The sequence below is a fragment of the Nonomuraea sp. NPDC049486 genome (assembly GCF_040676925.1).
In the GTDB taxonomy this organism is placed as follows: Bacteria; Actinomycetota; Actinomycetes; order Streptosporangiales; family Streptosporangiaceae; genus Nonomuraea; species Nonomuraea ferruginea.
On record NZ_JBFAPV010000020.1, the window covers coordinates 24,974 to 44,991 of the forward strand.

Sequence of the window (20,018 nt, forward strand, 5' to 3'; positions counted from 1 at the left end):
TCTAGGCGTCGCGCCGGCGCAGCACCGCGTAGCCCGCGGCCACGGCCAGCGCGGTCCAGGCGGCGAGCCAGGCCAGGCCCTCGCCCGGCGGGTAAGGGAGCGGCCCGCCGGTGAGGTTGTCGGTGCTTCCCAGGAACGCCATCCCGGCGAACGTCGGGAGCCGCAGCGACACCTCCACCGCGGCGGGGACGCCCGTCATCACCAGCAGCAGCGGCAGCCCGAGCGTCGCCATGAACAGCGCCGCGAGCGACCCCGCCGAGCCGCGCAGCGCCGCGCTCACCCCCACCGCCAGCACCCCGACCAGCGCGTGGAAGACGCCGAGCCGCAGCAGGTCGGCCGCGGTCTCGGCGGGCGCGAGCGCGGGCGCCGAGCGGAACACCGGCGCGAGCAGCACCAGGTAGGTGGCCAGCGCGGCGGCCGCCCCGGTCAGCACTCCGGCGGCGAACAGCACGGGCGCCACCACGAGCGACTTGGCCGCGAGCATCCGCCCGCGCACCGGCACGGCCTGCAGGGTGGGCCTGATGGTGCCGGAGGCGTACTCGGTGGTGACGGCCAGCACGGCCAGCGCGATGGCCGCGTACTGGGAGAACAGGATCACCGACACGACGGGCTCGGTCGCCTGGACGTGCTCGCTCTCCATCGCCGCCGCGCCGCCCAGCGTGATCGCGCCGAGCACGCTGACCACGACGCCCGCGGCCAGGCAGAGCCAGGTGGAGCGGATCGACCGGAGTTTGACCCATTCGGCCGCCATCGCGTCCCTCATCGGGTCACCCCGTACTCAACGCTGCCGGCCGTGAGCTCCTGGAAGGCCTGTTCCAGCGAGGGTTCGCGAGGGCTCAGCCCGTGCAGCCGCACGCCCGCCTCGTGGGCGAGGTCGCCGACCCGTTCCACGGTCGCGCCGGTCACGACCAGCTCGTTCTCGCCGCGCCGGACGGCCGTCAGGCCGGCGGCGGTCAGGCGGTCGGCCAGGTCGCCCGCGTGCGGGCTGCGGACCAGCACCTCGGTGGCCGCCAGCAGCCGCGACAGCGGCGCGTCCGCGAGCAGTCGTCCCTTGCCGATCACCACGAGGTGGTCGGCGGTGAGCTGCATCTCGCTCATCAGGTGGCTGGAGACGAACACGGTGCGGCCCTCGGCGGCGAGCGACCGCATCAGCTCGCGTACCCAGCGCACCCCGTCCGGGTCCAGCCCGTTGACGGGCTCGTCGAACATCAGCACCTCGGGGTCGCCGAGCAGCGCCGCCGCTATCCCCAGGCGCTGGCTCATGCCCAGCGAGTACGTGCCGGCCCGCTTGCCGGCCACCGTGGCCAGCCCGACCCGTTCGAGCACCCGCGTGACGCGCGCGGCGGGGATGCCGTTGGCGCGGGCCAGGGCCAGCAGGTGGGCCCTGCCGCTGCGTCCGGGGTGCGCGGCGCGGGCGTCGAGCAGCGCGCCGACCGTGCGCAGCGGCCTGTCCAGCCGGTGGTACGGGGTGCCGCCGACGAGCGCGGTGCCGGAGGTGGGCCGGTCGAGTCCGAGGATCATGCGCATCGTGGTGGACTTGCCCGCGCCGTTCGGGCCGAGGAAGCCGGTGACGGCGCCGGGCTTCACCTGGAGGGTGAGGCCGTCGACGGCGGTGCGCTCGCCGTACCGCTTGGTGAGCCGGTCAAGAGTGATCATGTGTTCTCACGCTAGGCGGGCGCGGGTGCCGCGACCATGGGGCCGCCCGTCGACTCGTATGGCGGATTCCCGTATTGCACAGATCAGTCCAAAACGCTACCGTACGGAACATGGCACGACCGAGGACCTTCGAGGAGGAGCAGGCCGTCGAGGCGGCCATGCGGGCGTTCTGGGAGTCCGGCTACGAGGCGACCTCGACACAGGACCTGTGCGCGGCGACCGGGCTGGGCCGCAGCAGCGTCTACAACGCCTTCGAGAGCAAGCGCGAGCTTTTCCTGAAGGCGCTGCGGCGCTACATGGAGCGCAAGGACGCCGAGCTGGCCGAGCTGCTGGACAGCGAGCTGCCGATCAGGGAGAAGGTGCGCACCCTGCTGTGGTACGCGGTCGACAGCCCCGAGGGCGAGCCGCCGGGCTGCATGGTGGTCAACACCCTGGTGGAGCTGGGGCCACGCGACCCAGAGCTGGCCGAGCCGGCCAGGCGCCACCAGGAGGAGCGGGTGGCCAGGCTGCGTGACGCGTTCGCGGCGGCGCGCGCCGAGGGCGAGCTGGGCCCCGACCGGGATCCCTGCGCGCTCGCGCACTTCCTCATGGCCACGGTCGGCGGCATGCGGGTGGCCGCTCGCGGCGGCGGCGACCGGGCGGCGCTGGAGGCGATCGCCACGACCGCGCTGCGGGCCTTCTGAGCTTTTCCCGCCCTTGTTTTGTACTGATCTATCTAAAATTGGAGTGATCATTGTGCCGCTAGCCGTCTACATCCTGGGCGTGGCCATCTTCGCCCAGGGGACGTCGGAGCTGATGCTCGCCGGGCTGCTGCCGGAGATGGCCGCCGACCTGGGCGTGTCCGTGCCGGAGGCGGGCCTGCTGATCTCCGGGTTCGCGCTGGGGATGCTGGTGGGCGCCCCGGTGCTGGCCGTGCTGACCCTGCGCTGGCCGCGCCGCGACGCGCTGCTGGCGTTCATGGCGGTGTTCGCCGTCACCCACGTGGTGGGGGCGCTGACCTCCTCCTATGGGGTGCTGCTCGCGACCCGCGTGGCGGGGGCTTTCGTGTACGCCGGATTCTGGGCGGTGGCGGCCGTGACGGCGATCGGCCTGGTGCCGGTCAGCGCCCGGGGGCGGGCGATGAGCGTGGTGGCGGGCGGGCTCACCGTGGCGACCCTGGTCGGCCTGCCGGCGGGCACCCTCGTGGGGCAGAGCCTGGGCTGGCGTGCCGTCTTCTGGGCCGTGGCCGCGCTGTCGGCGCTCGCCGCGGCCGGCGTGCTCGCCACCGTCCCGGCCGCCCGCCCGGAGCCGCCGGCGGGCGGGGAACTGCCGCTGCGCGCCCAGGTGCGCGCGCTCGCCCGGCCGCAGGTGTGGCTTGCCTGCGCCACCACCGCCGTCTCCACCGCCGCCCTGCTGGTCGTCTTCGCCTACCTCGCCGCGCTGCTCGTCGACACCACGGGCCTGGCGCCGGCCTGGGTCGCGGGCGTGCTCGCCCTGTACGGGCTGGGCTCGCTGATCGGGATCACGCTCGGCGGCCGGGTGGCCGACTCCCGGCCGTTCGCCCTGCTGTTCACCGGACTGTCCGGAGTGACGCTGGTGTCGGCCGGGATCGCGCTGGGCGCGGAGGCGGCGTGGGCGGTGGTGCCGCTGGCGTTCCTGCTGGGCGGGTTCGGCTTCGCCGTCAACCCTGCGCTCAACACCCGCGTGTTCGCGCTGGCCGCGGGCGCGCCGGCGCTGGCGGCGGCGGTGAACGTGGCGGCCTTCAACACCGGCATCACCGTGGGCCCCTGGCTGGGCGGGCTGGCGCTGGAGGCGGGGTTCGGGTACGGGTCGATCGGCTGGATCGGCGCGGCCCTCGGCCTCGCTGCCCTGGGCACGGTGGCGCTGGCGCGGGTGACGCGGGCGCCGGAGGTTCAGGCGGCGCCGGTCGAGCCGGTCGGCCGCGCCTGATAGACGCACACCGAGAACGGCCGGTGCGCCGTGGTCTCCACCCGCTCGCTCACCTGGGACAGCGGGCTCGCGTGCACGAAGCGGTGCAGCCGCCTCGCCTCCGGCCACGGATGCACCAGCACCAGCACGCCGCCGGGACCGAGCAGCCCGGCCAGCTGCTCGCTGGCCCGCTTCAGCCGGTCGCGGCGGCCCAGGTAGTAGAGCGTCTCCGCGCAGAACACCAGGTCGTAGCGGTGCTCGGAGGTGAAGGTGAGGATGTCGGCGGCCAGCAGCCTGGTCCGGCCGGACGCCTTCTCCACCCGCTCGGCCGCCCTGGACAGCGCCCGCTCCGAGATGTCGAGCCCGGTGATGTCGGCGTCGGGATAGGCCTCGGTCAACAGCTTCGTGAAGACGCCCTCGCTGCACCCGACCTCCAGGATCCGCCCGTAGGGGCGGTCGGGGATCTGCGCGAGGGTGGCCGCGTACTTGGCCTGCTCGTACGCGTCCGTGCCCATGTGCCAGGGGTCGGGGTTGCGGTGCCACCAGTCGAAGTAGCGGCGCAGGAGGGCTCCCTGACCGCGGGAGCCCAGCAGGGAGAGCGTCCGGAAGAAGGTCCGGTGCATGAGATCCCCGACGTCCTTGACACCCGCCATGCGGCCCCCTTCGGGTCGGAACTCCGGCCGTTTCATCCTGCATGATGAGATCGCCGCGCGAGCGGCGGCGACGCGGCCCCTCTCTCCGGCTCCGGCGAGAAGGGCCGCCGCGTCCGCTGAGCCGCTGGTCGGAGAGACGAAAATGTCGGTGCCGGTTGGAAGGATGAAGCTCATGACCGACACCGCGCCCCACACCGTCCTGGCCGACCGGGCCGCCTATGCCGAGGCCGTGCGGCGGGCCCTCGACGCCAACGCCGCCTATTACGGCACCGGCGAGTCGGAGCTCGACGACGACGACTACGACCGGTTGTTCCGCGGCATCCAGGCCTACGAGGCCGCCCACCCCGGCGAGGTGCTCCCCCACTCCCCCACCGGCAAGGTGGCCGGCGGCGCGGTGACCGGCGACGTGCCCCACACGGTGCCGATGCTCAGCCTCGACAACGTGTTCTCCGCCGAGCAGCTCGCCAAGTGGGTGGCCGGGCTGGAGCGGCGGCTGGGCCGCCCGGTGGCGGCCTTCAGCGTGGAGCCCAAGCTCGACGGCCTGGCCGTGTCGGCGCGCTACCACCGGGGCGGGCTCGTGCAGCTCGTCACCCGCGGCGACGGCGCGGCCGGTGAGGACGTCTCCCACAACATCGGCGCCGTCACCGGGCTGCCGCGGCGGCTGTCCAGGCCGGTCACCGTGGAGATCCGCGGCGAGGTGCTGATGACGGCCGAGCAGTTCGAGGCCGCGTGCGCCAAGCGGCAGGCGCACGACGGCACGACCTTCGCCAACCCGCGCAGCGCCGCCGCCGGCACGCTGCGCGCCAAGGACCGGCCCTACGTGTGCGAGCTGACGTTCTTCGGCTACAGCGCGCTGCCGCTGCCGCCCGATGACGACTCCGAGCTGGCGGCGAGCCTGCGCGAGCTGCCGCACAGCGAGATCATGGAGCTGGTGGCCGAGCTGGGCGTGGCCACGACGGCGGCGACCCCGGTGGCCGGCATCGTGGCGACGACGGTGGAGCGCATCCAGGAGCGCATCGGCGAGGTGGCGGCGGCGCGGGCGACGCTGCCGTTCGGCATCGACGGCATCGTGATCAAGGCCGACAGCGCCGCCGACCAGGCGGCGGCGGGTTTCGGCACGCGCGCGCCGCGCTGGGCGACCGCCTACAAGCTGCCCGCCACCGAGAAGATCACCAAGCTGGTCGGGGTCGAGTGGGGCGTCGGCCGCACCGGCGTCATCGCGCCCCGGGGCGTGCTGGAGCCGGTCGAGCTCGACGGCAGCACCGTCACCTACGCCACCCTCCACAACCCCGCCGACATCGCCCGCCGCGGCCTCAGGCTGGGCGACCAGGTCATGGTCCACAAGGCGGGCGACGTCATCCCCCGGATCGAGGCGCCGGTGGTCCACCTGCGCACGGGCGAGGAGACGGAGATCGTCTTCCCCGAGTCGTGCCCCAACTGCGCGGGCGAGATCGACCGGTCGCAGGAGCGCTGGCGGTGCGTGCGGGGCCGCGCCTGCCGCGCACTGGCGTCCATCCTCTACGCGGCGGGGCGCGACCAGCTCGACATCGAGACGCTCGCGGAGAACCGCATCGTCCAGCTGCTCGACGCGGGCCTGATCATCGACTTCGCCGACCTGTTCACGCTGACCCGCGACCAGATACTCGGGCTCGACCGGATGGGCGAGACCAGCGCCGACAAGCTGCTGGCCGCCCTCGACCAGGCCCGCGCCAGGCCGCTGAGCAGGGTGTTCTGCGCGCTGGGCGTGCGCGGCACGGGCCGGTCGATGTCACGCCGCATCGCCCGCCACTTCCGCACGATGGACGCGATCCTCGCCGCCGACGCCGAGGCCGTGCAGCAGGTGGAGGGCATGGGGCCGGAGAAGGCCACGCTCCTGGTCGCCGAGCTGGCCGAGCTGCGCCCGCTGATCGCCAAGCTGGCCGCCGCGGGGGTCAACATGACCGAGCCGGGCCAGGCTCCGGACCCCGCCGGGCCGGCCCCGGCCGGCGAGACTGCCGAGCTTCCCCTCACGGGCAAGACCGTGGTGGTCACGGGCGCCATGACAGGCGAGCTGGCAGCCCTGACGCGCAACCAGATGAACGAGCTGATCGAACGGGCGGGCGGCAAGTCGTCGTCGAGCGTCTCGGCCAGGACCAGCCTGCTGGTGGCGGGCGAGAAGGCGGGCTCCAAGCGGGCCAAGGCGGAGTCCCTCGGCATCACCGTCATCACCCCCGACGACTTCGTCACGCTGGTCGCCGGCCACCTGACTCCGGCGACCTGAACGGATCCCGAAGACGACGTCCTGGGGTCCGGTGCCGTCACTCGCCGTGAATCGGCGGCGTGGCGTGCTTCAGGCCGCCGAGCGGGGATCTGCCCGGCCTGTAATGAGTTCTCATGTCTGGCGTGGCGTTTCCTCCGAAGCCAACTTGGCTACGTATAGTGACGGATCGATACCACTTCGTGATCAAGGGGAGATCATGAAAACTTCGCTCATCGCCGCGGGTGGCCTGCTGTTCGCTTCGGCCGCCTTCGCTACCGCCATGGCCGTTCCGGCCGCTGCCACCGTCTCGTACCCGCCGTGCACGTTCGACGCGGAGTACGACGGCGCCTGGATCAAGACGCACGGCGACGACGTCGCGCTCGGCACGCGTGACGTCGAGGTGTGCAAGCGGTTCTGGGGCTTCCACCACGACCACGGCTTCGAGCCATTCGGCGAGGACTGATACGGGCTCCTGATAATGACGACCGGCGCCGGCACGGATCTTCCGTGCCGGCGCCGGCGCTTGTCGCGGATATCCTCGACGCGTAGAGAGATCCCCGAGGAGCCGCACGTTGGTCGTCTACGCCGGGCAAGGTGATCCACGCCGGTCGATGGCGCTGCTGTGGCGGGCCGGGCCCGCCCAGGAGGCCCGTCCCGGCCCCAAGCCCGGGCTGAGCGTCGACGAGATCGTCGACGCCGCCATCGCCATCGCCGACGCCGAGGGCATGGCCGCGGTGTCCATGCGGCGGGTCGGCGAGCGGCTGGGCCGCAGCGGCATGGCGCTCTACACGTACGTGCCGGGCAAGGGCGAACTCGTCGACCTCATGTACGACCGGGCGCTGGCCGCGTTGCCCGCGGCCTACGACCTGTCGGACGGCTGGCGGGCGGCGGTGTCGGCGTGGGCCCGCGAGGTGCGTGCCTTCTACCTGCGCCACCCGTGGGCGTTGCGGCTCTCGCAGGCCCGGCCGGTGCTCGGGCCGAACGAGTTCACGCTGCTGGAGTCGCTGGCGGGGATCCTGCACGAGACCGGCCTGCCGCCGGAGGTGCTGCGCGGCGCCGTGTCGCTGCTCACCGACTTCGTCCGCGGGTCGGCCGCCACCGTGGCCGAGACCCGGCGGGCCGGGGCCGAGACGGGCGTGTCCGACGAGGAGTGGTGGCGGGCCAGGGGCGCGATCCTGGCGGAGGTCGCACCCGGCTTCGCCGGCCGCTATCCGATGCTGTCGCGGGTCGAGGCCGGGCCGCCGCGGCCGGGCGAGGAGCCCGTCGCCTATCTGGAGCGCAAGTCGAGCCAGGCGTTCGAGACGGGGCTCGCCCTGGTCCTCGACGGCCTGGAGGCCGCCAGGTCACGCCGCCCATAGCTCACCGCTCCCCCGCCGGCACCGGCACGGGCCGCGACGCCGCCGCCGGCCGCAACGCGCCGGCCAGCAGGCCCATCACGGCGGTGAGTGCGGCGAACACCCAGAACACGGCGGGGAAGGACGCGGCGTCCGCCAGCCAGCCGGTCGCCCCCGGCGCGGCCAGCCCGGCCAGGTACGTCATCGTGGCGGCCCCGGCCACGCCGGTGGCCGTGTCCTTGCCCGCGTTGCCGGCGGCGGCGAACACGAGCGGGATGACGACCGCCATGCCCACCCCGAACAGCGCGAACCCCGTGACGGTGACGGCCGGGACGCGCCCGGCCGCGATCACCACTGTGCCGAGTGTGGCCAGCACGGCGGCCCACCGCACGGTACGGACCGGGCCGAACCTGCCGATGACCGCGTCCGCGCGGAACCGGGCGAGCACCATGAAACCGGCGAAGACCGCGTACGCGACGGCGCCCACGGCCTCGCTCGAACCGGTGACCGCGATGGTGTAGACGGCGGCCCACTGCATGCTGGACAGTTCGACCACCGCGGCGCACACCCCGACCAGGCCGATGACGAACACGGCCTTCGACGGGAGGGCGAAGTGCGGCGGCGCGTGCCCGCCCGAGGCGGGCCGCCCGCCGGGAACCCCTCGGAGCGCCGGTACGGTGGCGGCCATCAGCAGTGCGGCCACCATGACGTGGTGGGCGCGGGCGTCGAGCCCGGCGTGCGCGGCCGCCACGCCGACGCCGGCCCCGGCGAAGTTGCCGACGCTCCACATGCCGTGCAGACCCGCCATCACCGAACGGCCGACCCGCCGCTCCACCTCGACGCCCTGCGCGTTCATGACCACGTCGACGGCGCCGGCGGTGGCGCCGAGCAGGAACATCACCAGGCACAGCCAGCCGAACCCGGGCGCGAACGCGGGCAGCACCAGCGCCGCGCAGTTGAGCGGGAGCAGCACCCGCAGCACGGTCCGCGCGCCGAAGTGGTGGGCTAACCGGCCGGTCGTGGGCATCGTCAGGAACGCCCCGACCGGCGGGCAGAGCAGGGCCAGCCCGAGCATGGCGGGCTCCAGGCCGAGGTTGTCCTGGATCCACGGCGTGCGGGTGACCAGGCTGCCCGTGACCGCTCCGTGCAAGGCGAAGGCAGCGGCGATGGCGCGATGATGGGGATGTCTCATGGGTAGTAAATTATCAGGCAGGGTTCCTGATGAAAAGAGGAAAGATGCGTACGGCGACCCCGAGCACCGCTCGCGCGATCAACGACCGGCTGGCCCTGGACCTCCTGCTGGAGCAGGGCCCGCTGACGGCGCCGCAGCTCAAGACGCTGACCGGGCTGTCGCGGCCCACCGTGTCGGACCTCATCGAGCGGCTCCAGGCCGGCGGGCTGGTCGAGGCGCACGGCATGACCGGCGGCGACCGGCGCGGCCCGAACGCCAAGCTCTACCGGATCGTCGCCGGACGCGCGCACGTGGCGGGCGTCGGCGTGCGCCGCGACGCCATCCACGCGGTCGTCACCGACCTGGCGGGCACGACCGTCGGCACCCGCACCCGCGAGGCGGGCGGCGACCTGGCCGAGCAGGTCGCCGCGGCGGTCACCGAGGCGGCGGCCGGCCGGGCCGTCGACGCGGTGGCCGTCGGCGTGCCCGGCGTGGTGGACCCGCGGACCGGCGACATGCTGGAGGCGAGCATGCTCCCCGGCTGGCGGCCCGGCCTGCTGGGCGACCTGCGCGCACGGCTGGCCGCGCCGGTCGTGCTGGAGAACGAGGTCAACCTGGCCGCGCTGGCCGAGCACCGCGAGGGGGCGGCGGCCGGGCGGGACGACTTCGTCATGCTCTGGCTCGACGAGGGGATCGGCGCGGCCGTCGTGCTCGGCGGCAGGCCGCGGCAGGGGGCGTCGGGCGGCGCGGGCGAGATCGGCTTCCTCGACTCCTCGGCCGGCTCGATCTGCGACCTGCTCACCAGGCAGGAGGTCTCCCGGCTGGACCTCGGCGAGCTGGCCCGCCGGGTGGTGCTGGCGGCGTTCCCCGGGGTCGCGGTGCTGGACCCCGGCCTGGTCGTGCTGGCCGGCGACACCGGGCGCGAGGGCGGCGCGGAGCTGGCAGCCCGGGTCGCGGACGGGCTCGCGGCGGTGGCACCCGTCCCGACCGAGGTGCGGGTGACGGAGGTCGAGGGCGACCCGGTGGTCAAGGGGGCGGTGGTGACGGCCCTGACGACGGCCCGCGACGCGATCTTCGGCGCGCCGTGAGTCCTAAGCCGTCGGCGGAAAGCCTGGCCGGGTAACGGGCGGCGTGATCCGCTGAGGAGATGAAGGCCGCTTACGACGAGATCGCCGACTGGTACGCAGAGGAGTTCCTCGGCGCCGGTGACCCGCTGGGCATCGAGGGGGTGCTGCGCGGGCTGCTGGGCGAGGGCGCGGGCCCGTGCCTGGAGATCGGGTGCGGCACCGGCGTGCACGCCCGGGTGGTGCGCGAACTGGGGTGGGCGCCGTTCGGGGTGGACCTGTCGGAGCGGATGCTCCGCCACGCCCGGGGCCGCCTGCCGACGCTGCGGGCGGACGCGGCGCGGCTGCCGTTCGCGGACGGCCGCCTGCCCGCCGTGATCGCGGTGATGGTGCACACCGACATGCCCCGCTACCCCCAGGTGCTGCGCGAGGCGGCCAGGGTGCTGCGTCCCGGCGGGCTGTTCGTGCACGTGGGGGTGCATCCGTGCTTCTGCGGCGGGTTCGCCGACCGCAGCGACCCGGGGGCGCTGGTGATCCGGCCCGGATACCGCGACAGCCACTGGACCAAGGAGTCGTGGACCGACAAGGGCGTGCGCGCCAAGGTGGGCGCCAGCCACTGGCCGCTGTCCGGCCTGCTCAACGACTTCCTGGCGGCGGGGCTGACGCCGGAGCGGTTCGAGGAGAGCGGCGGGCCCGTCCCGCTGGTGCTGGCGGTACGGGCCCGCAAGGCTCAGCCGTAGAGCCGTTCCAGCCAGGCCCGCCAGGCCGGGCCCTGGCCCGAGGCGTCGCCGAACACGTGGTGGGAGGCGATCATCGGGCCGTGGAAGCCCTGCATGAACCGGTAGAGCGCGTCGGGTGCGCGGATGCCCAGCGTCTGGTCGCCGCGGTGGTAGACGACGCCCTCCACCCCGGCCGCGTCCAGCCGGACCTTGTCGCCCGGCGTGGCGTGCCCGAGTTCCGCGTACAGGATCTCCCAGGCGCGCGGCCAGTCGGTCACCGGCGGGCCGAACTCCACGACCGGGGTCGCGTGGCGGCCGCGGAAGTGCGTCAGATACTCCACGAGCGTGGCGAAGAACAGGGACAGGCCGCCGGACATGGCCTCGAACTCGTCGGCCCAGTCGTCGCCTGGCAGGAAGCCGCTGGTGACCATGCGCACCATGGTGCTGCCCTGGCCGCGGCCCTCGACGAGGAACTCGTAGGCGACGAAGCGCCCGTCAGCGGCGATGTCGCTGGTGTGGGCGAAGTGGCGCGGCTCCTCCGCCGCGGTCACCCTGGACGGCTCCATCTCGCCGCCGCCGAAGGCGGTGCGCACCACCCCGCCGGCCACCTGGCTGCGGCCCAGGTACCACGAGTCGATGCCGGGGCCGGTCGAGATGGCCGCCCACACCTCCTCCGGGGTCGCCTCGACGACGGCCTCCTGGGGCAGCTCGAACTCGCGTCCCACCTCAGCGCTCCTCCTTCACCGCGGGGTGCACGGCGACGACGAGCCGGTGCTCGCGACCGCCCGCGGCCTGCTCGTCGTGATACTTGCTCACCAGATGGGTGACGGCGTCGGCCAGCTCCTCGGCGAACGCCGCCCGGTCGGCGGCCGAGGCGAAGCGAACCTCTCCGTCGATGGCGAACGTGGCCACCCGCTTGCCCGCCGTGGCGGCGCCGGTGATCAGCGTGCCCACGTCGCGTACCAGCTTGGCGGCCACGGCCAGCAGCCAGCGGGCCGACAGCCGGTCGGGGGCGCGCTCGGGGTCGGGCTGCACGGCGGCCAGCGCCACCGGGGAGATCACGAAGGACGCGGCCTTGGCCTGCATCACCCGCTCGGTCACGTTGCCCTTCTTGCGTTCCTCGACCAGCTCGACCAGGCCGTGCTTCTCCAGCGTGCGCAGATGGTAGTTGACCTTCTGCCTGGCCAGGCCGACCTTGGCGGCGAGCGAGGTCGCCGAGCCCGGCTCGACCAGCTCGGCCAGCAGCCTGGAGCGCATGGGATCGAGCGACGCCTCGGCCGCCGCGGGATCCTCGATCACCGTCACTTCGTACATGGGCCCAACATCGCACCGAAAAAAATAATTGTCAACTATTGGGTCAGCGCACCGCGGCCGCCCTGTCCTCCAGATAGCGGCGCTCGGGCAGGCTGGTGGTGCGGCGGGCGGCCTCACGGTAGGCGTCCGCGGCCGCCTCCGGCTCACCCGCGCGTTCGAGCAGGTGGGCGCGGACGGAGTGGAGCCGGTGATGGCCCGCCAGCCGCCCGTCATGGGCCAGCTCGTCGAGCCGCGCCAGCCCGGTCCGCGGGCCGTGCACCATCGCGGCGGCGACCGCCTGGTTGAGCGCGACGACGGGATTGTCGTCCAGCTCCGCGAGCACCCCGTACAGGGCCAGGATCTGCCGCCAGTCGGTGTCGGCGGCAGCGGGCGCCTCGTCGTGCACGGCCGCGATCGCGGCCTGCACCTGGTAGGGGCCGAGGGGCGCGCCGGTCAGCGCGCCGGTGACGAGCTCGACGCCCTCGGCGACGAGCCTGCGGTCCCACAGGGCGCGGTCCTGCTCGTCGAGGGGGACGAGCCGGCCCGCCTCGTCGGTGCGGGCCGGGCGGCGCGCCTCGGTCAGCAGCATGAGCGCCAGCAGGCCCGTGACCTCGCCGTCGCCGGGCAGCAGCCGGTGCAGCTCCCTGGCCAGCCGGATCGCCTCGGCGGTCAGCTCGGGCCGGTGCAGGTCGGGGCCCGAGGTGGCGGCGTAGCCCTCGTTGAAGATCAGGTAGAGCACGTGCAGGACCACGCGCAGCCGCCCCGCGCGCTCCGGCTCGGGCGGCGGCGCGAACGGCACGCCGGCGGCCCTGATGCGCTGTTTGGCCCGGCTGATGCGCTGCGCCATGGTCGCCTCGGGCACCAGGAAGGCGGCGGCGATCTCGGCGGTGGTCAGGCCGCCGACGGCGCGCAGGGTGAGCGCGAGCTGGGAGGGCTGTGACAGCGCCGGGTGGCAGCACAGGAAGAGCAGGGTGAGCGTGTCGTCGCCGCCGGGCGCCCGCTCCTCGCCGGGAGCCGGGGCGACCAGTTCGTCGGCGGGCGTGCGGGCGGCGGCGTTCTCCTCCCTGCGGCGGCGGGCGGACTCGCTGCGCACCTGGTCGGTCAGACGGCGGGTGGCCACGGTGAGCAGCCAGGCGCGCGGGTTGTCCGGCAGGCCCTGCGCCGGCCACTGCACGGCCGCGTCGATCAGCGCCTCCTGGACGGCGTCCTCGCAGGCGTCGAACTGCCCGTGGCGGCGCACGAGCACGCCGAGAACCTGGGGGACGAGCTCGCGCAGCAGGTCGTCGGCCACAGCCGTGCTCACGCGGTGACCTCGTTGATGATCGGCCGCACCTCCATCGCGCACAGGCGGGCGTCCGGCCAGCGGGCGGCGATGTCGGTGGCCCGCTCGACGCTGTCGCACTCGACGATGAGGTAGCCGGCCAGGAACTCCTTGCTTTCAAGGAAGGGCCCGTCGGTGACCGCGGGCACGCCGTCGCGCACCACGACCGTCTTCGACTCGGCGGGCCCGGCCAGGGCCTGGCCGCCGACCAGCTCACCGGTCGCGGCCAGCTCCTTCATCAGCGTGTCGACCTCGGCCATGACCTGGTCACGCGCGCGGGCGATCGCCTCCTGGGACGCGGGGTTGCCGTAGATCAGCAGTAGGTACTTCATCGGCGTTCCTCATGCACGCTGACAACCCTAACGCGGCGCCCTACTCCAAGGACTTGAGCTCTTCCAGGTACTCGGCGAGCGGCTGCAGCCCGGCCTCGGCGCGGCGCTCCTCCACCCCGGCCTCGTCCTCGATAGGGGTGCGCGGCCGCCACTGGCCGTCCTGGGTCGGCTCCCACTGGGTGCCGTAGCGCTGCGGCTTGCCCTCGGCGACGCGCACCCGGTCCTCCAGGTAGGCGAGGTTGCCCGGGGAGGCGTCGCCCTTCGCGACCGCCTCGCGCAGCAGGGCCAGAGCCCGGCGCTGCAGGTCGAGGGCGCGGTCGGCGTGCTGGACGAGTGCCCAGGCGGCGTCCTCGCCGTCCTCCCCCACCAGCTCGTAGCCGGGCCAGCCGTGTTCGTCCAGGATCTGGCGCATGCGCTCGGTGTTGGCGCGTTCGATCCGGTCCCAGTCGGCCTGATCGGCGTCGGGGGTCCTGACCTCCTGGTCCAGCCGCAGCATCTCCAGCAGCTCCGCGCGCAGCCGCGGGTCGGCGGGGGCGGCGTCTCCGCAGGCCGTGGTCAGCAGCAGGGCGGTGATGAGGCACGTCAGTAACGTCCGCATGCCCGACCGTACCGCGCGGCTGATCGCCGACCAACGCGGAACGGAGCTTTCCGCGTCGTCTCGTACGGTGAAGGCGTGATCGAGATGACGTGGAGCCAGGTGAGCGCGCGGCGGCTGGCCCGGGCGGGGCTGGACGGAACGGCGGCGGGCGGCGGCCGGCCGGCCGGGGTGGTGGCGGCGATGTGCGGGGCGCACGCCCAGGTGATGTCGGCGGCCGAGGTGTCGGTGGCGCTGCGCATGGATGACGCCACGCGGGCCGACGTGCGCGAGGCGCTGTGGGGCGCGCGCAGCCTGGTCAAGACGCACGGGCCGCGCGGCACCGTGCACCTGCTGCCCACGCGGGACCTGCCCCTGTGGGTGGGGGCGATGTCCTCCATCCCGGCCGGGACGAACGCGTTCTCCGAAGGGGTGCGGATGACGGCGGAGCAGACCGAGCGGGTGGTGGCCGCCATCCGGGAGGTGGTGGCGGGGCGGACGCTGACGATCGACGAGCTGAGCGAGGCGGTGATCGAGGTGGCCGGGCCGTGGGCGGGCGACCTCGTGATGCCGGCGTTCCAGACCATGTGGCCGCGCTGGCGGCAGGCGATGGCGCTGGCGGCGCACCGGGGCGCGTTCGTGTTCGGGCCGGTCAGGGGCCGGAAGGTGACCTACACCGCGCCGCCGGGCGAGCTCCGGCCGGTGGACGGGCGGGCCGAGCTGGTCAGGGCCTACCTGACCGCGTACGGGCCGGCCACGCCCGAGCACTTCGCCCAGTGGGCGGGCGGGCCGAAGCGGTGGGCCGTGGCGGCGTTCGAGCTGGTCGAGCTGGAGGAGGTGCGGCTGGACGGCCGGTCGGCGTGGGTGCTCGCGGGCGACACCGGGGTGCCGGACGAGCCGCCGCGCGGGGTCCGGCTGCTGCCGTACTTCGACGCGTACGTGGTCGCGGGCCGGCCGCGCGAGCTGCTGTACGAGGGCGCCGCCGCGCGGCGGGCGCTGGCGGGCGGGCAGGCGGGCAACTATCCGGTGCTGCTCGTGGACGGGCAGGTCGCCGGGGTGTGGCACCAGCGGCGCTCGGGCAAGCGGATCGACGTCACCGTGGAACCGCTGGCCGAGCTGTCCGCCGCCGCGCTGCGTGAGCTGGACGAGCAGGTGGCGCGGATCGGCGGCATCCTGGAGGGGACGCCGCGGCTGACGGTGGGCCCCGTCGGCGTGGGAGCTCACGCCTAGGCCGAGACTTGGTGAGAATTTGGGCTTGCGCCCACTGGCCAGGCGGTAGGTCTGAGGAGAAGACTCGTGCGAGGAGTTGCACCATGTATGGCGAGTCGCCGTCTCAGACCCGTCCCGCCGCGCGGCGATGCGCGCGCCGGTCGGTTCCTGTCGTCCCCGGACGCCGGCCGGTCCCGGCCGTGGCCGGGCGGCGGTCAGGCACGGCCGCGCCCGGATGCCGCCGGCCCCACCGCACCTTAACCCGCCTGCCCGGATTCCGGCCGGCCGTCCGCCCGCCCGGTTTCCGCCCCGCGATTCACCTGGCCGCACGCGGATCGCCGAACCGCCTGTCCGAATGCGGGTTCCCGATCCAACCGGCCGACTGCGAATCGCCCGTCCGCCTGGCCGGATGCGGCTTGCCGGCCCGCCTATCCGGTTGCCGGTCGACGATCCACCTGCGTGGATGCCGATCCACCGCGGAACTGCAGCGTCACGGGTCGCACTCGTTCGAACCGGACCCCAGCCGCGCGCCCGTCTCACACAAGTGGGGGGCGACGTCGCGGAGGGCATGGGGAGCCGTCTTCCGGCCTTCGGCCGCCTGGGAGGCCGTCCACCAGCCCGGTGATGATCAGGGGGAAGGACCGGTGCAGCCCGCCGGCCACGAGAGCCTGCGGCAGGGATGGCAGCACCTCGGCGGAGTCCGCCGCCCGCGCGACCGCTTACAAGCCGGTCCCCCGCAGATCCCCCCGCATCCCCCACCGATCAGGCACCACCGCCCAGCCACGCGTCGATGCCCTCCAGCATCTCCGCCTTCAGCTCCGGCCCGGCGAACGACGCCACGACACCCGCCCTGGCCAGCGCCGCCAGCTCGGCGTCCGGCCACCGGAACGTGTCGCGCACGCGGGCGTACTCGTCCGCCAGTGACGTCTCCCCGTCGGTGTTGAGCGTCACCACCAGCCCCGCCTCGCGCAGCAGCGGCAGCGGATGCGCCGCCAGCGACGGCACCAGCCCGAGCAGCACGTTCGACGTCGGGCACACCTCCAGCGCGATCCCCCGCCCGCGCACCTCCCGCACCAGCTCCGGATCCTCCAGCACGCGGATGCCGTGCCCGATCCGCCCGGCGTGGCCGAGGGTGAGCGCCTCCCGGATGCTGCCGGGCCCGCCGAACTCGCCCGCGTGGTGCACCAGGCGCAGCCCCGCGTCCCTGGCCGCGTCGCACACCCCGGCGAACGGGGCCAGCGGGTAGCTCTCGTCGCCGGCCAGCCCGATGCCCACCACATCCTCGTACCGCTGCGCGAGCTTCAACGTCCGCCACATGCGCTCGACCGGGCGGCGGCGGGAGTGGTCGAGGAGCAGGCGGCACTCGATCCCGTACCGCCGCCCCTCGGCCAGCCCGTCGAGCACCGCCTCCAGCAGCATCTCCGGCGCGCCCACCCGCTCGCCGTGGGAGGCCGCGGTGAAGGTCACCTCGGCGTAGCGCACGCCCTGGGCGGCCTCGTCGGCGCAGAACTCCACCGCGATCCGCCGGAAGTCGCCGGGGGTGCGCAGCAGCTCGCGCACCCGCGCCCGCCGGTCGGCGAATTCGCGGAAGCTCCGGAACGGCGTGTCTCCGGGGGGCGTGCCGCCCAGGTCGCGGATGGTCTCGGGCCGTACGGTGCTTTCGAGGTGGACGTGCAGGTGGGCCTTGGGCAGTGCCCGGATGTCTCTCACCCGGGCACTCTAGGGACCCGCCGGTCCCGGACGCATTCCGATATTTCAGGACCGCCGGGTGACGCGGATCTTCGACTGCTTGTGCGGGAGCTGCTCCCAGTCCTCCATGAAGACGGCGTCGAGCCCGTGGCGGGCGGCCAGCGCGACGAGCGTCTCGGTGCGGTAGTAGAAGTCCTCCCGCAGCACGTGGTGCTCCTTGCCCTCGGTGCGGTCGAAGGTGAAGTCGAACCAGGCGTGCGGCTTCATGACCCGCCCGACGTGCGCGAAGCACTCGTCGATCACCTCGATCGGCGAGTGGGAGAAGACGCTGTGGGCGTGCACGACGTCGAAGTGCTCGTCGGGCAGGAAGGCGAAGCGCAGGTCGCGGACCGGGGTGAGGTGGGGCAGCTTGTCGCGCAGCCCGTGCGCGACCAGGGTGTCCTGGGCGGCCATGAGGATGTCGGGCGAGATGTCGAGGCCGTAGTAGTTGCCGGTGTCCAGGTAGTCGACGAACAACCTGCCGGCGCGCAGGTTGCCGCAGCCGATCTCCAGCATCCGGCACTCCGGTTTGAGCCCGTGCTCGACCAGGTAGTCGAACTGCATCTGGCCCATCGCCAGCCAGCGCCGGTGGGAGTGGGACCCGACGGCGCCCTCGGGGCTGCGCGCGGCGTCGTCCTTCATGACGGCGCGGTAGTAGGAGACGTGGTCGCGGGTGCGCAGCCGCAGCCAGGTGTCGCGGCTCAGTCTCCGCAGGTGCGGCATGATCTTCCGCGGATTCTTGAGCGCGTAACCTGCCTGGTGGACGAGGCTCGAACGGGTGCGTGTCACAAGGGTCACCACCGAACGGGTGTGTGGACGTGGGCCTGGTGCTGGGAATGTAAAACAGCGTCGGGAGTTTGTGATCCGGCGACACGGAAATCTTGATCTCCGCATGGCTTTTCCTGGCCGGTACCCGCCGATCTGATGGTCATCCATGAGGAGTTCGATGCTGCGCGTCAGTTACGCGAGCGCCGCCGCCCCTGGCCGGGCGAACGAGGACTACGTGCTGGCAGGCCCGTCGTGGGTGGTGGTGCTCGACGGCGCGACGCCGGCGCCGGGGGTGGAGCCCGGGTGCCGCCACGGGGTGCCGTGGCTGGTGCGCACCCTCGCCGGCGCGCTCGCGGCGGGCATCGAGGGCGGCGGACCGCTGCCGGAGGTGCTGGCGGCGGCGATCACCGCCACCATGAAGGCCCACGGCGGCTCCTGCGACCTGGGCAACCCCCATTCGCCGTCGGCCACGGCGGCGCTCGCCCGGCGCCGCGACGACCGGCTGGAGTACCTCGTGCTGTGCGACTCGGCGGTGGCGCTGTGGCGGCGCGACGGCTCGGTGACGGTCGTCCGCGACGACCGGCTCGACCACCTGCCGGGCGGGCGCCCGTACTCGCTGGAGCTGGTGACCTCGCTGCGCAACCGCCCGGGCGGCTTCTGGGTGGCGGGCGCCTGCCCGGAGGCCGCCGGGCAGGCGCTGGCGGGCGCGGTGCCGGTGACCGAGCTGCGCGGGGCGGCGCTGTTCACCGACGGCGCGACGAGACTGGCCGACTGGTACGGGCGAGCCTGGGAGAGCCTGGTGGCCGGCGCCGCCGAGCCGGAGAAGCTGCTGGCCGAGACTCGCGAGCAGGAGCGGGCCAGAGGCGTGCCGCACGGCAAGCTCCACGACGACGCGACCGCCGCCTGGGTGTCCTTTCCGCCCGGGTGATGGCAGTCACAACCATTCCAGGGCGTTGGGTAGCTTGGAGTGGAGATTTCCGTCTTCATCAGCCAGGGAGCCGATGCCCGCACCCCGCGACCGCCGCCCAACCGTCCACCGCCGAGCGAGGAGAGTGTCGTGACCCAGACCGCAGAGGTTATCGAACTGGACGACAGCGCAGCCGATGCTGTCGCGACCGTGGGCGCCGACTCCGTCAAGACGTATCTGAAGGAGATCGGGCGGGTGCCCCTGCTCAACGCCGAGCAGGAGATCGAGCTGGCCAAGCGGATCGAGGCCGGCCTGTTCGCCAGGGAGCGGCTCGACACCGAGCCCGACCTCGACGACGAGCTCCGCGCCGACCTGACGTGGATCGCCGACGACGGCGAGCTCGCCAAGCGGCGCATGCTGGAGGCCAACCTGAGGCTCGTGGTGTCGATCGCCAAGCGCTACACGGGCCGCGGCATGCTCTTCCTCGACCTCATCCAGGAGGGCAACCTCGGTCTGATCCGGACGATCGAGAAGTTCGACTACCGGCTCGGCTACAAGTTCTCCACCTACGCCACCTGGTGGATCAAGCAGGCGATCACCCGCGCCATGGCCGACCAGGCGCGCACGATCCGCATCCCGGTCCACATGGTGGAGCTGATCAACAAGGTGGCGCGGGCGCAGCGCCGGCTGCAGAGCGAGCTCGGCCGCGAGCCCACCCCCGAGGAGATCGCCGAGGAGACGGAGCTGACCCCGGGCCGGGTGGTCGAGGTGCAGAGCTACGGCCGCGAGCCGATCTCCCTCGACACGCCGCTGGGCGACGACGGCGACAGCCAGTTCGGCGACCTGATCGAGGACACCGAGGCGGTCTCCCCCGCCGACGCGGTCTCCTTCACGCTGCTGCAACACCAGCTGCGCGCGCTGCTGGACGAGCTGTCGGAGCGCGAGGCGGGCGTGATCTCGATGCGGTACGGGCTGGTCAACGGCAGCCCGATGACGCTCGACGAGATCGGCCGCGTCTACGGGGTGACGCGCGAGCGCATCCGCCAGATCGAGGCCAAGACCATGTCCAAGCTGCGTCACCCGTCGCGGGCCATGGCCCTGCGCGACTACCTGGGGTGACCCGCCCGGCGGCCCTGACCGGG

General features: G+C 73.6%; 21 protein-coding genes. 10 read left to right on the top strand and 11 right to left on the bottom strand.

All coding sequences use genetic code 11. The features are described from left to right. Position 1: 1 nt before the first annotated feature. The gene (locus tag AB0K05_RS39120; protein ID WP_364236234.1) at positions 2 to 763 is read right to left on the bottom strand and encodes an ABC transporter permease; all 762 of its coding nucleotides are present in this window, start codon (positions 761 to 763) and stop codon (positions 2 to 4) included. Further along, positions 760 to 1,656, bottom strand: a complete 897-nt coding sequence (locus AB0K05_RS39125) for an ABC transporter ATP-binding protein (protein ID WP_271278292.1) — start codon at positions 1,654 to 1,656, stop codon at positions 760 to 762. The genes AB0K05_RS39120 and AB0K05_RS39125 overlap by 4 nt, the downstream gene beginning before the upstream one ends. A 110-nt stretch (positions 1,657 to 1,766) precedes the next feature. Between AB0K05_RS39125 and AB0K05_RS39130 the strand changes: the two genes are divergently transcribed. Both AB0K05_RS39130 and AB0K05_RS39135 read left to right on the top strand, forming a co-directional pair. Next, positions 1,767 to 2,339 carry a TetR/AcrR family transcriptional regulator gene (locus AB0K05_RS39130; protein ID WP_148031901.1) on the top strand — a complete coding sequence of 191 codons (573 nt, stop codon included), beginning with the start codon at positions 1,767 to 1,769 and terminating at the stop codon, positions 2,337 to 2,339. Between the two features lie 43 nt (positions 2,340 to 2,382). Further along, positions 2,383 to 3,585 (top strand): Cmx/CmrA family chloramphenicol efflux MFS transporter, encoded by a 1,203-nt coding sequence (locus tag AB0K05_RS39135; RefSeq protein ID WP_364236238.1) that lies wholly within the window; start codon positions 2,383 to 2,385, stop codon positions 3,583 to 3,585. On the opposite strand, the gene AB0K05_RS39140 is transcribed toward AB0K05_RS39135, so the two are convergent. Continuing rightward, positions 3,549 to 4,217 carry a class I SAM-dependent methyltransferase gene (locus tag AB0K05_RS39140; RefSeq protein ID WP_271278294.1) on the bottom strand — a complete coding sequence of 223 codons (669 nt, stop codon included), beginning with the start codon at positions 4,215 to 4,217 and terminating at the stop codon, positions 3,549 to 3,551. The genes AB0K05_RS39135 and AB0K05_RS39140 overlap by 37 nt on opposite strands. Before the next feature lie 172 nt (positions 4,218 to 4,389). On the opposite strand from AB0K05_RS39140, the gene ligA reads away from it, so the two are divergent. The 3 genes from ligA (at position 4,390) to AB0K05_RS39155 (ending at position 7,814) form a co-directional block, all read left to right on the top strand. After that, entirely contained in the window at positions 4,390 to 6,477 is a 2,088-nt protein-coding gene (gene ligA, locus AB0K05_RS39145; protein WP_271278295.1) for an NAD-dependent DNA ligase LigA, read from the top strand. Positions 6,478 to 6,673: 196 nt separating this feature from the next. Next, entirely contained in the window at positions 6,674 to 6,919 is a 246-nt protein-coding gene (locus AB0K05_RS39150) for a hypothetical protein (protein ID WP_148031904.1), read from the top strand. 109 nt (positions 6,920 to 7,028) lie between these two features. Beyond that, a complete protein-coding gene (locus AB0K05_RS39155) occupies positions 7,029 to 7,814 on the top strand; it encodes a TetR/AcrR family transcriptional regulator C-terminal domain-containing protein (RefSeq protein WP_345482568.1) in 786 nt (261 codons plus the stop codon). A 1-nt stretch (position 7,815) separates the two neighbouring features. Here AB0K05_RS39155 and AB0K05_RS39160 read toward each other — a convergent pair whose 3' ends face one another. Next, a complete protein-coding gene (locus AB0K05_RS39160; protein ID WP_345482569.1) occupies positions 7,816 to 8,982 on the bottom strand; it encodes an MFS transporter in 1,167 nt (388 codons plus the stop codon). A gap of 44 nt (positions 8,983 to 9,026) precedes the next feature. Between AB0K05_RS39160 and AB0K05_RS39165 the strand changes: the two genes are divergently transcribed. Together AB0K05_RS39165 and AB0K05_RS39170 are read left to right on the top strand one after the other, a co-directional pair. Further along, positions 9,027 to 10,049 carry an ROK family transcriptional regulator gene (locus tag AB0K05_RS39165; protein WP_345482571.1) on the top strand — a complete coding sequence of 341 codons (1,023 nt, stop codon included), beginning with the start codon at positions 9,027 to 9,029 and terminating at the stop codon, positions 10,047 to 10,049. 59 nt (positions 10,050 to 10,108) lie between these two features. After that, the gene (locus AB0K05_RS39170; RefSeq protein WP_148031908.1) at positions 10,109 to 10,765 is read left to right on the top strand and encodes a class I SAM-dependent methyltransferase; all 657 of its coding nucleotides are present in this window, start codon (positions 10,109 to 10,111) and stop codon (positions 10,763 to 10,765) included. Here the strand turns inward: AB0K05_RS39170 and AB0K05_RS39175 are convergent. From AB0K05_RS39175 to AB0K05_RS39195, 5 genes are read right to left on the bottom strand one after another with little or no spacing between them, the layout of a single operon-like run. Further along, entirely contained in the window at positions 10,756 to 11,469 is a 714-nt protein-coding gene (locus AB0K05_RS39175) for an SRPBCC domain-containing protein (RefSeq protein ID WP_219552182.1), read from the bottom strand. The genes AB0K05_RS39170 and AB0K05_RS39175 overlap by 10 nt on opposite strands. 1 nt (position 11,470) lies before the next feature. Further along, on the bottom strand, positions 11,471 to 12,058 hold the full coding sequence (locus AB0K05_RS39180) for a helix-turn-helix domain-containing protein (protein WP_187281186.1): 588 nt from the start codon (positions 12,056 to 12,058) through the stop codon (positions 11,471 to 11,473). Positions 12,059 to 12,101: 43 nt separating this feature from the next. Beyond that, complete coding sequence (locus tag AB0K05_RS39185) at positions 12,102 to 13,340, bottom strand: DUF6596 domain-containing protein (RefSeq protein WP_271280193.1); 1,239 nt, start codon at positions 13,338 to 13,340, stop codon at positions 12,102 to 12,104. Continuing rightward, on the bottom strand, positions 13,337 to 13,690 hold the full coding sequence (locus AB0K05_RS39190; RefSeq protein WP_148031910.1) for a YciI family protein: 354 nt from the start codon (positions 13,688 to 13,690) through the stop codon (positions 13,337 to 13,339). The genes AB0K05_RS39185 and AB0K05_RS39190 overlap by 4 nt, the downstream gene beginning before the upstream one ends. 40 nt (positions 13,691 to 13,730) lie before the next feature. Continuing rightward, the gene (locus AB0K05_RS39195; RefSeq protein WP_219552178.1) at positions 13,731 to 14,288 is read right to left on the bottom strand and encodes a DUF6624 domain-containing protein; all 558 of its coding nucleotides are present in this window, start codon (positions 14,286 to 14,288) and stop codon (positions 13,731 to 13,733) included. Between the two features lie 84 nt (positions 14,289 to 14,372). Between AB0K05_RS39195 and AB0K05_RS39200 the strand changes: the two genes are divergently transcribed. Next, the gene (locus AB0K05_RS39200; protein ID WP_271280196.1) at positions 14,373 to 15,494 is read left to right on the top strand and encodes a winged helix DNA-binding domain-containing protein; all 1,122 of its coding nucleotides are present in this window, start codon (positions 14,373 to 14,375) and stop codon (positions 15,492 to 15,494) included. A gap of 741 nt (positions 15,495 to 16,235) precedes the next feature. Here AB0K05_RS39200 and add read toward each other — a convergent pair. Together add and AB0K05_RS39210 are read right to left on the bottom strand one after the other, a co-directional pair. Continuing rightward, complete coding sequence (gene add, locus AB0K05_RS39205) at positions 16,236 to 17,183, bottom strand: adenosine deaminase (RefSeq protein WP_364236246.1); 948 nt, start codon at positions 17,181 to 17,183, stop codon at positions 16,236 to 16,238. A gap of 45 nt (positions 17,184 to 17,228) precedes the next feature. Further along, a complete protein-coding gene (locus AB0K05_RS39210) occupies positions 17,229 to 17,990 on the bottom strand; it encodes a class I SAM-dependent methyltransferase (protein ID WP_261808583.1) in 762 nt (253 codons plus the stop codon). Between the two features lie 157 nt (positions 17,991 to 18,147). Between AB0K05_RS39210 and AB0K05_RS39215 the strand changes: the two genes are divergently transcribed. Together AB0K05_RS39215 and AB0K05_RS39220 are read left to right on the top strand one after the other, a co-directional pair. Further along, entirely contained in the window at positions 18,148 to 18,897 is a 750-nt protein-coding gene (locus tag AB0K05_RS39215) for a protein phosphatase 2C domain-containing protein (RefSeq protein WP_345482573.1), read from the top strand. 39 nt (positions 18,898 to 18,936) lie between these two features. Further along, positions 18,937 to 19,995 carry an RNA polymerase sigma factor gene (locus AB0K05_RS39220; RefSeq protein ID WP_271278914.1) on the top strand — a complete coding sequence of 353 codons (1,059 nt, stop codon included), beginning with the start codon at positions 18,937 to 18,939 and terminating at the stop codon, positions 19,993 to 19,995. The last annotated feature ends 23 nt before the right edge of the window (positions 19,996 to 20,018 follow it).

Excerpts from the sequence above, each read along its gene's own strand:
- AB0K05_RS39140 (WP_271278294.1), bottom strand. The coding sequence starts at position 4,217 with ATGGCGGGTGTCAAGGACGTCGGGGATCTCATGCACCGGACCTTCTTC.
- AB0K05_RS39215 (WP_345482573.1), top strand. The coding sequence starts at position 18,148 with ATGCTGCGCGTCAGTTACGCGAGCGCCGCCGCCCCTGGCCGGGCGAAC.
- AB0K05_RS39200 (WP_271280196.1), top strand. The coding sequence starts at position 14,373 with ATGACGTGGAGCCAGGTGAGCGCGCGGCGGCTGGCCCGGGCGGGGCTG.
- AB0K05_RS39180 (WP_187281186.1), bottom strand. The coding sequence starts at position 12,058 with ATGTACGAAGTGACGGTGATCGAGGATCCCGCGGCGGCCGAGGCGTCG.
- AB0K05_RS39160 (WP_345482569.1), bottom strand. The coding sequence starts at position 8,982 with ATGAGACATCCCCATCATCGCGCCATCGCCGCTGCCTTCGCCTTGCAC.
- AB0K05_RS39125 (WP_271278292.1), bottom strand. The coding sequence starts at position 1,656 with ATGATCACTCTTGACCGGCTCACCAAGCGGTACGGCGAGCGCACCGCC.
- AB0K05_RS39130 (WP_148031901.1), top strand. The coding sequence starts at position 1,767 with ATGGCACGACCGAGGACCTTCGAGGAGGAGCAGGCCGTCGAGGCGGCC.
- ligA (WP_271278295.1), top strand. The coding sequence starts at position 4,390 with ATGACCGACACCGCGCCCCACACCGTCCTGGCCGACCGGGCCGCCTAT.
- AB0K05_RS39170 (WP_148031908.1), top strand. The coding sequence starts at position 10,109 with ATGAAGGCCGCTTACGACGAGATCGCCGACTGGTACGCAGAGGAGTTC.
- AB0K05_RS39190 (WP_148031910.1), bottom strand. The coding sequence starts at position 13,690 with ATGAAGTACCTACTGCTGATCTACGGCAACCCCGCGTCCCAGGAGGCG.
- AB0K05_RS39150 (WP_148031904.1), top strand. The coding sequence starts at position 6,674 with ATGAAAACTTCGCTCATCGCCGCGGGTGGCCTGCTGTTCGCTTCGGCC.
- AB0K05_RS39120 (WP_364236234.1), bottom strand. The coding sequence starts at position 763 with ATGAGGGACGCGATGGCGGCCGAATGGGTCAAACTCCGGTCGATCCGC.
- AB0K05_RS39165 (WP_345482571.1), top strand. The coding sequence starts at position 9,027 with ATGCGTACGGCGACCCCGAGCACCGCTCGCGCGATCAACGACCGGCTG.
- AB0K05_RS39195 (WP_219552178.1), bottom strand. The coding sequence starts at position 14,288 with ATGCGGACGTTACTGACGTGCCTCATCACCGCCCTGCTGCTGACCACG.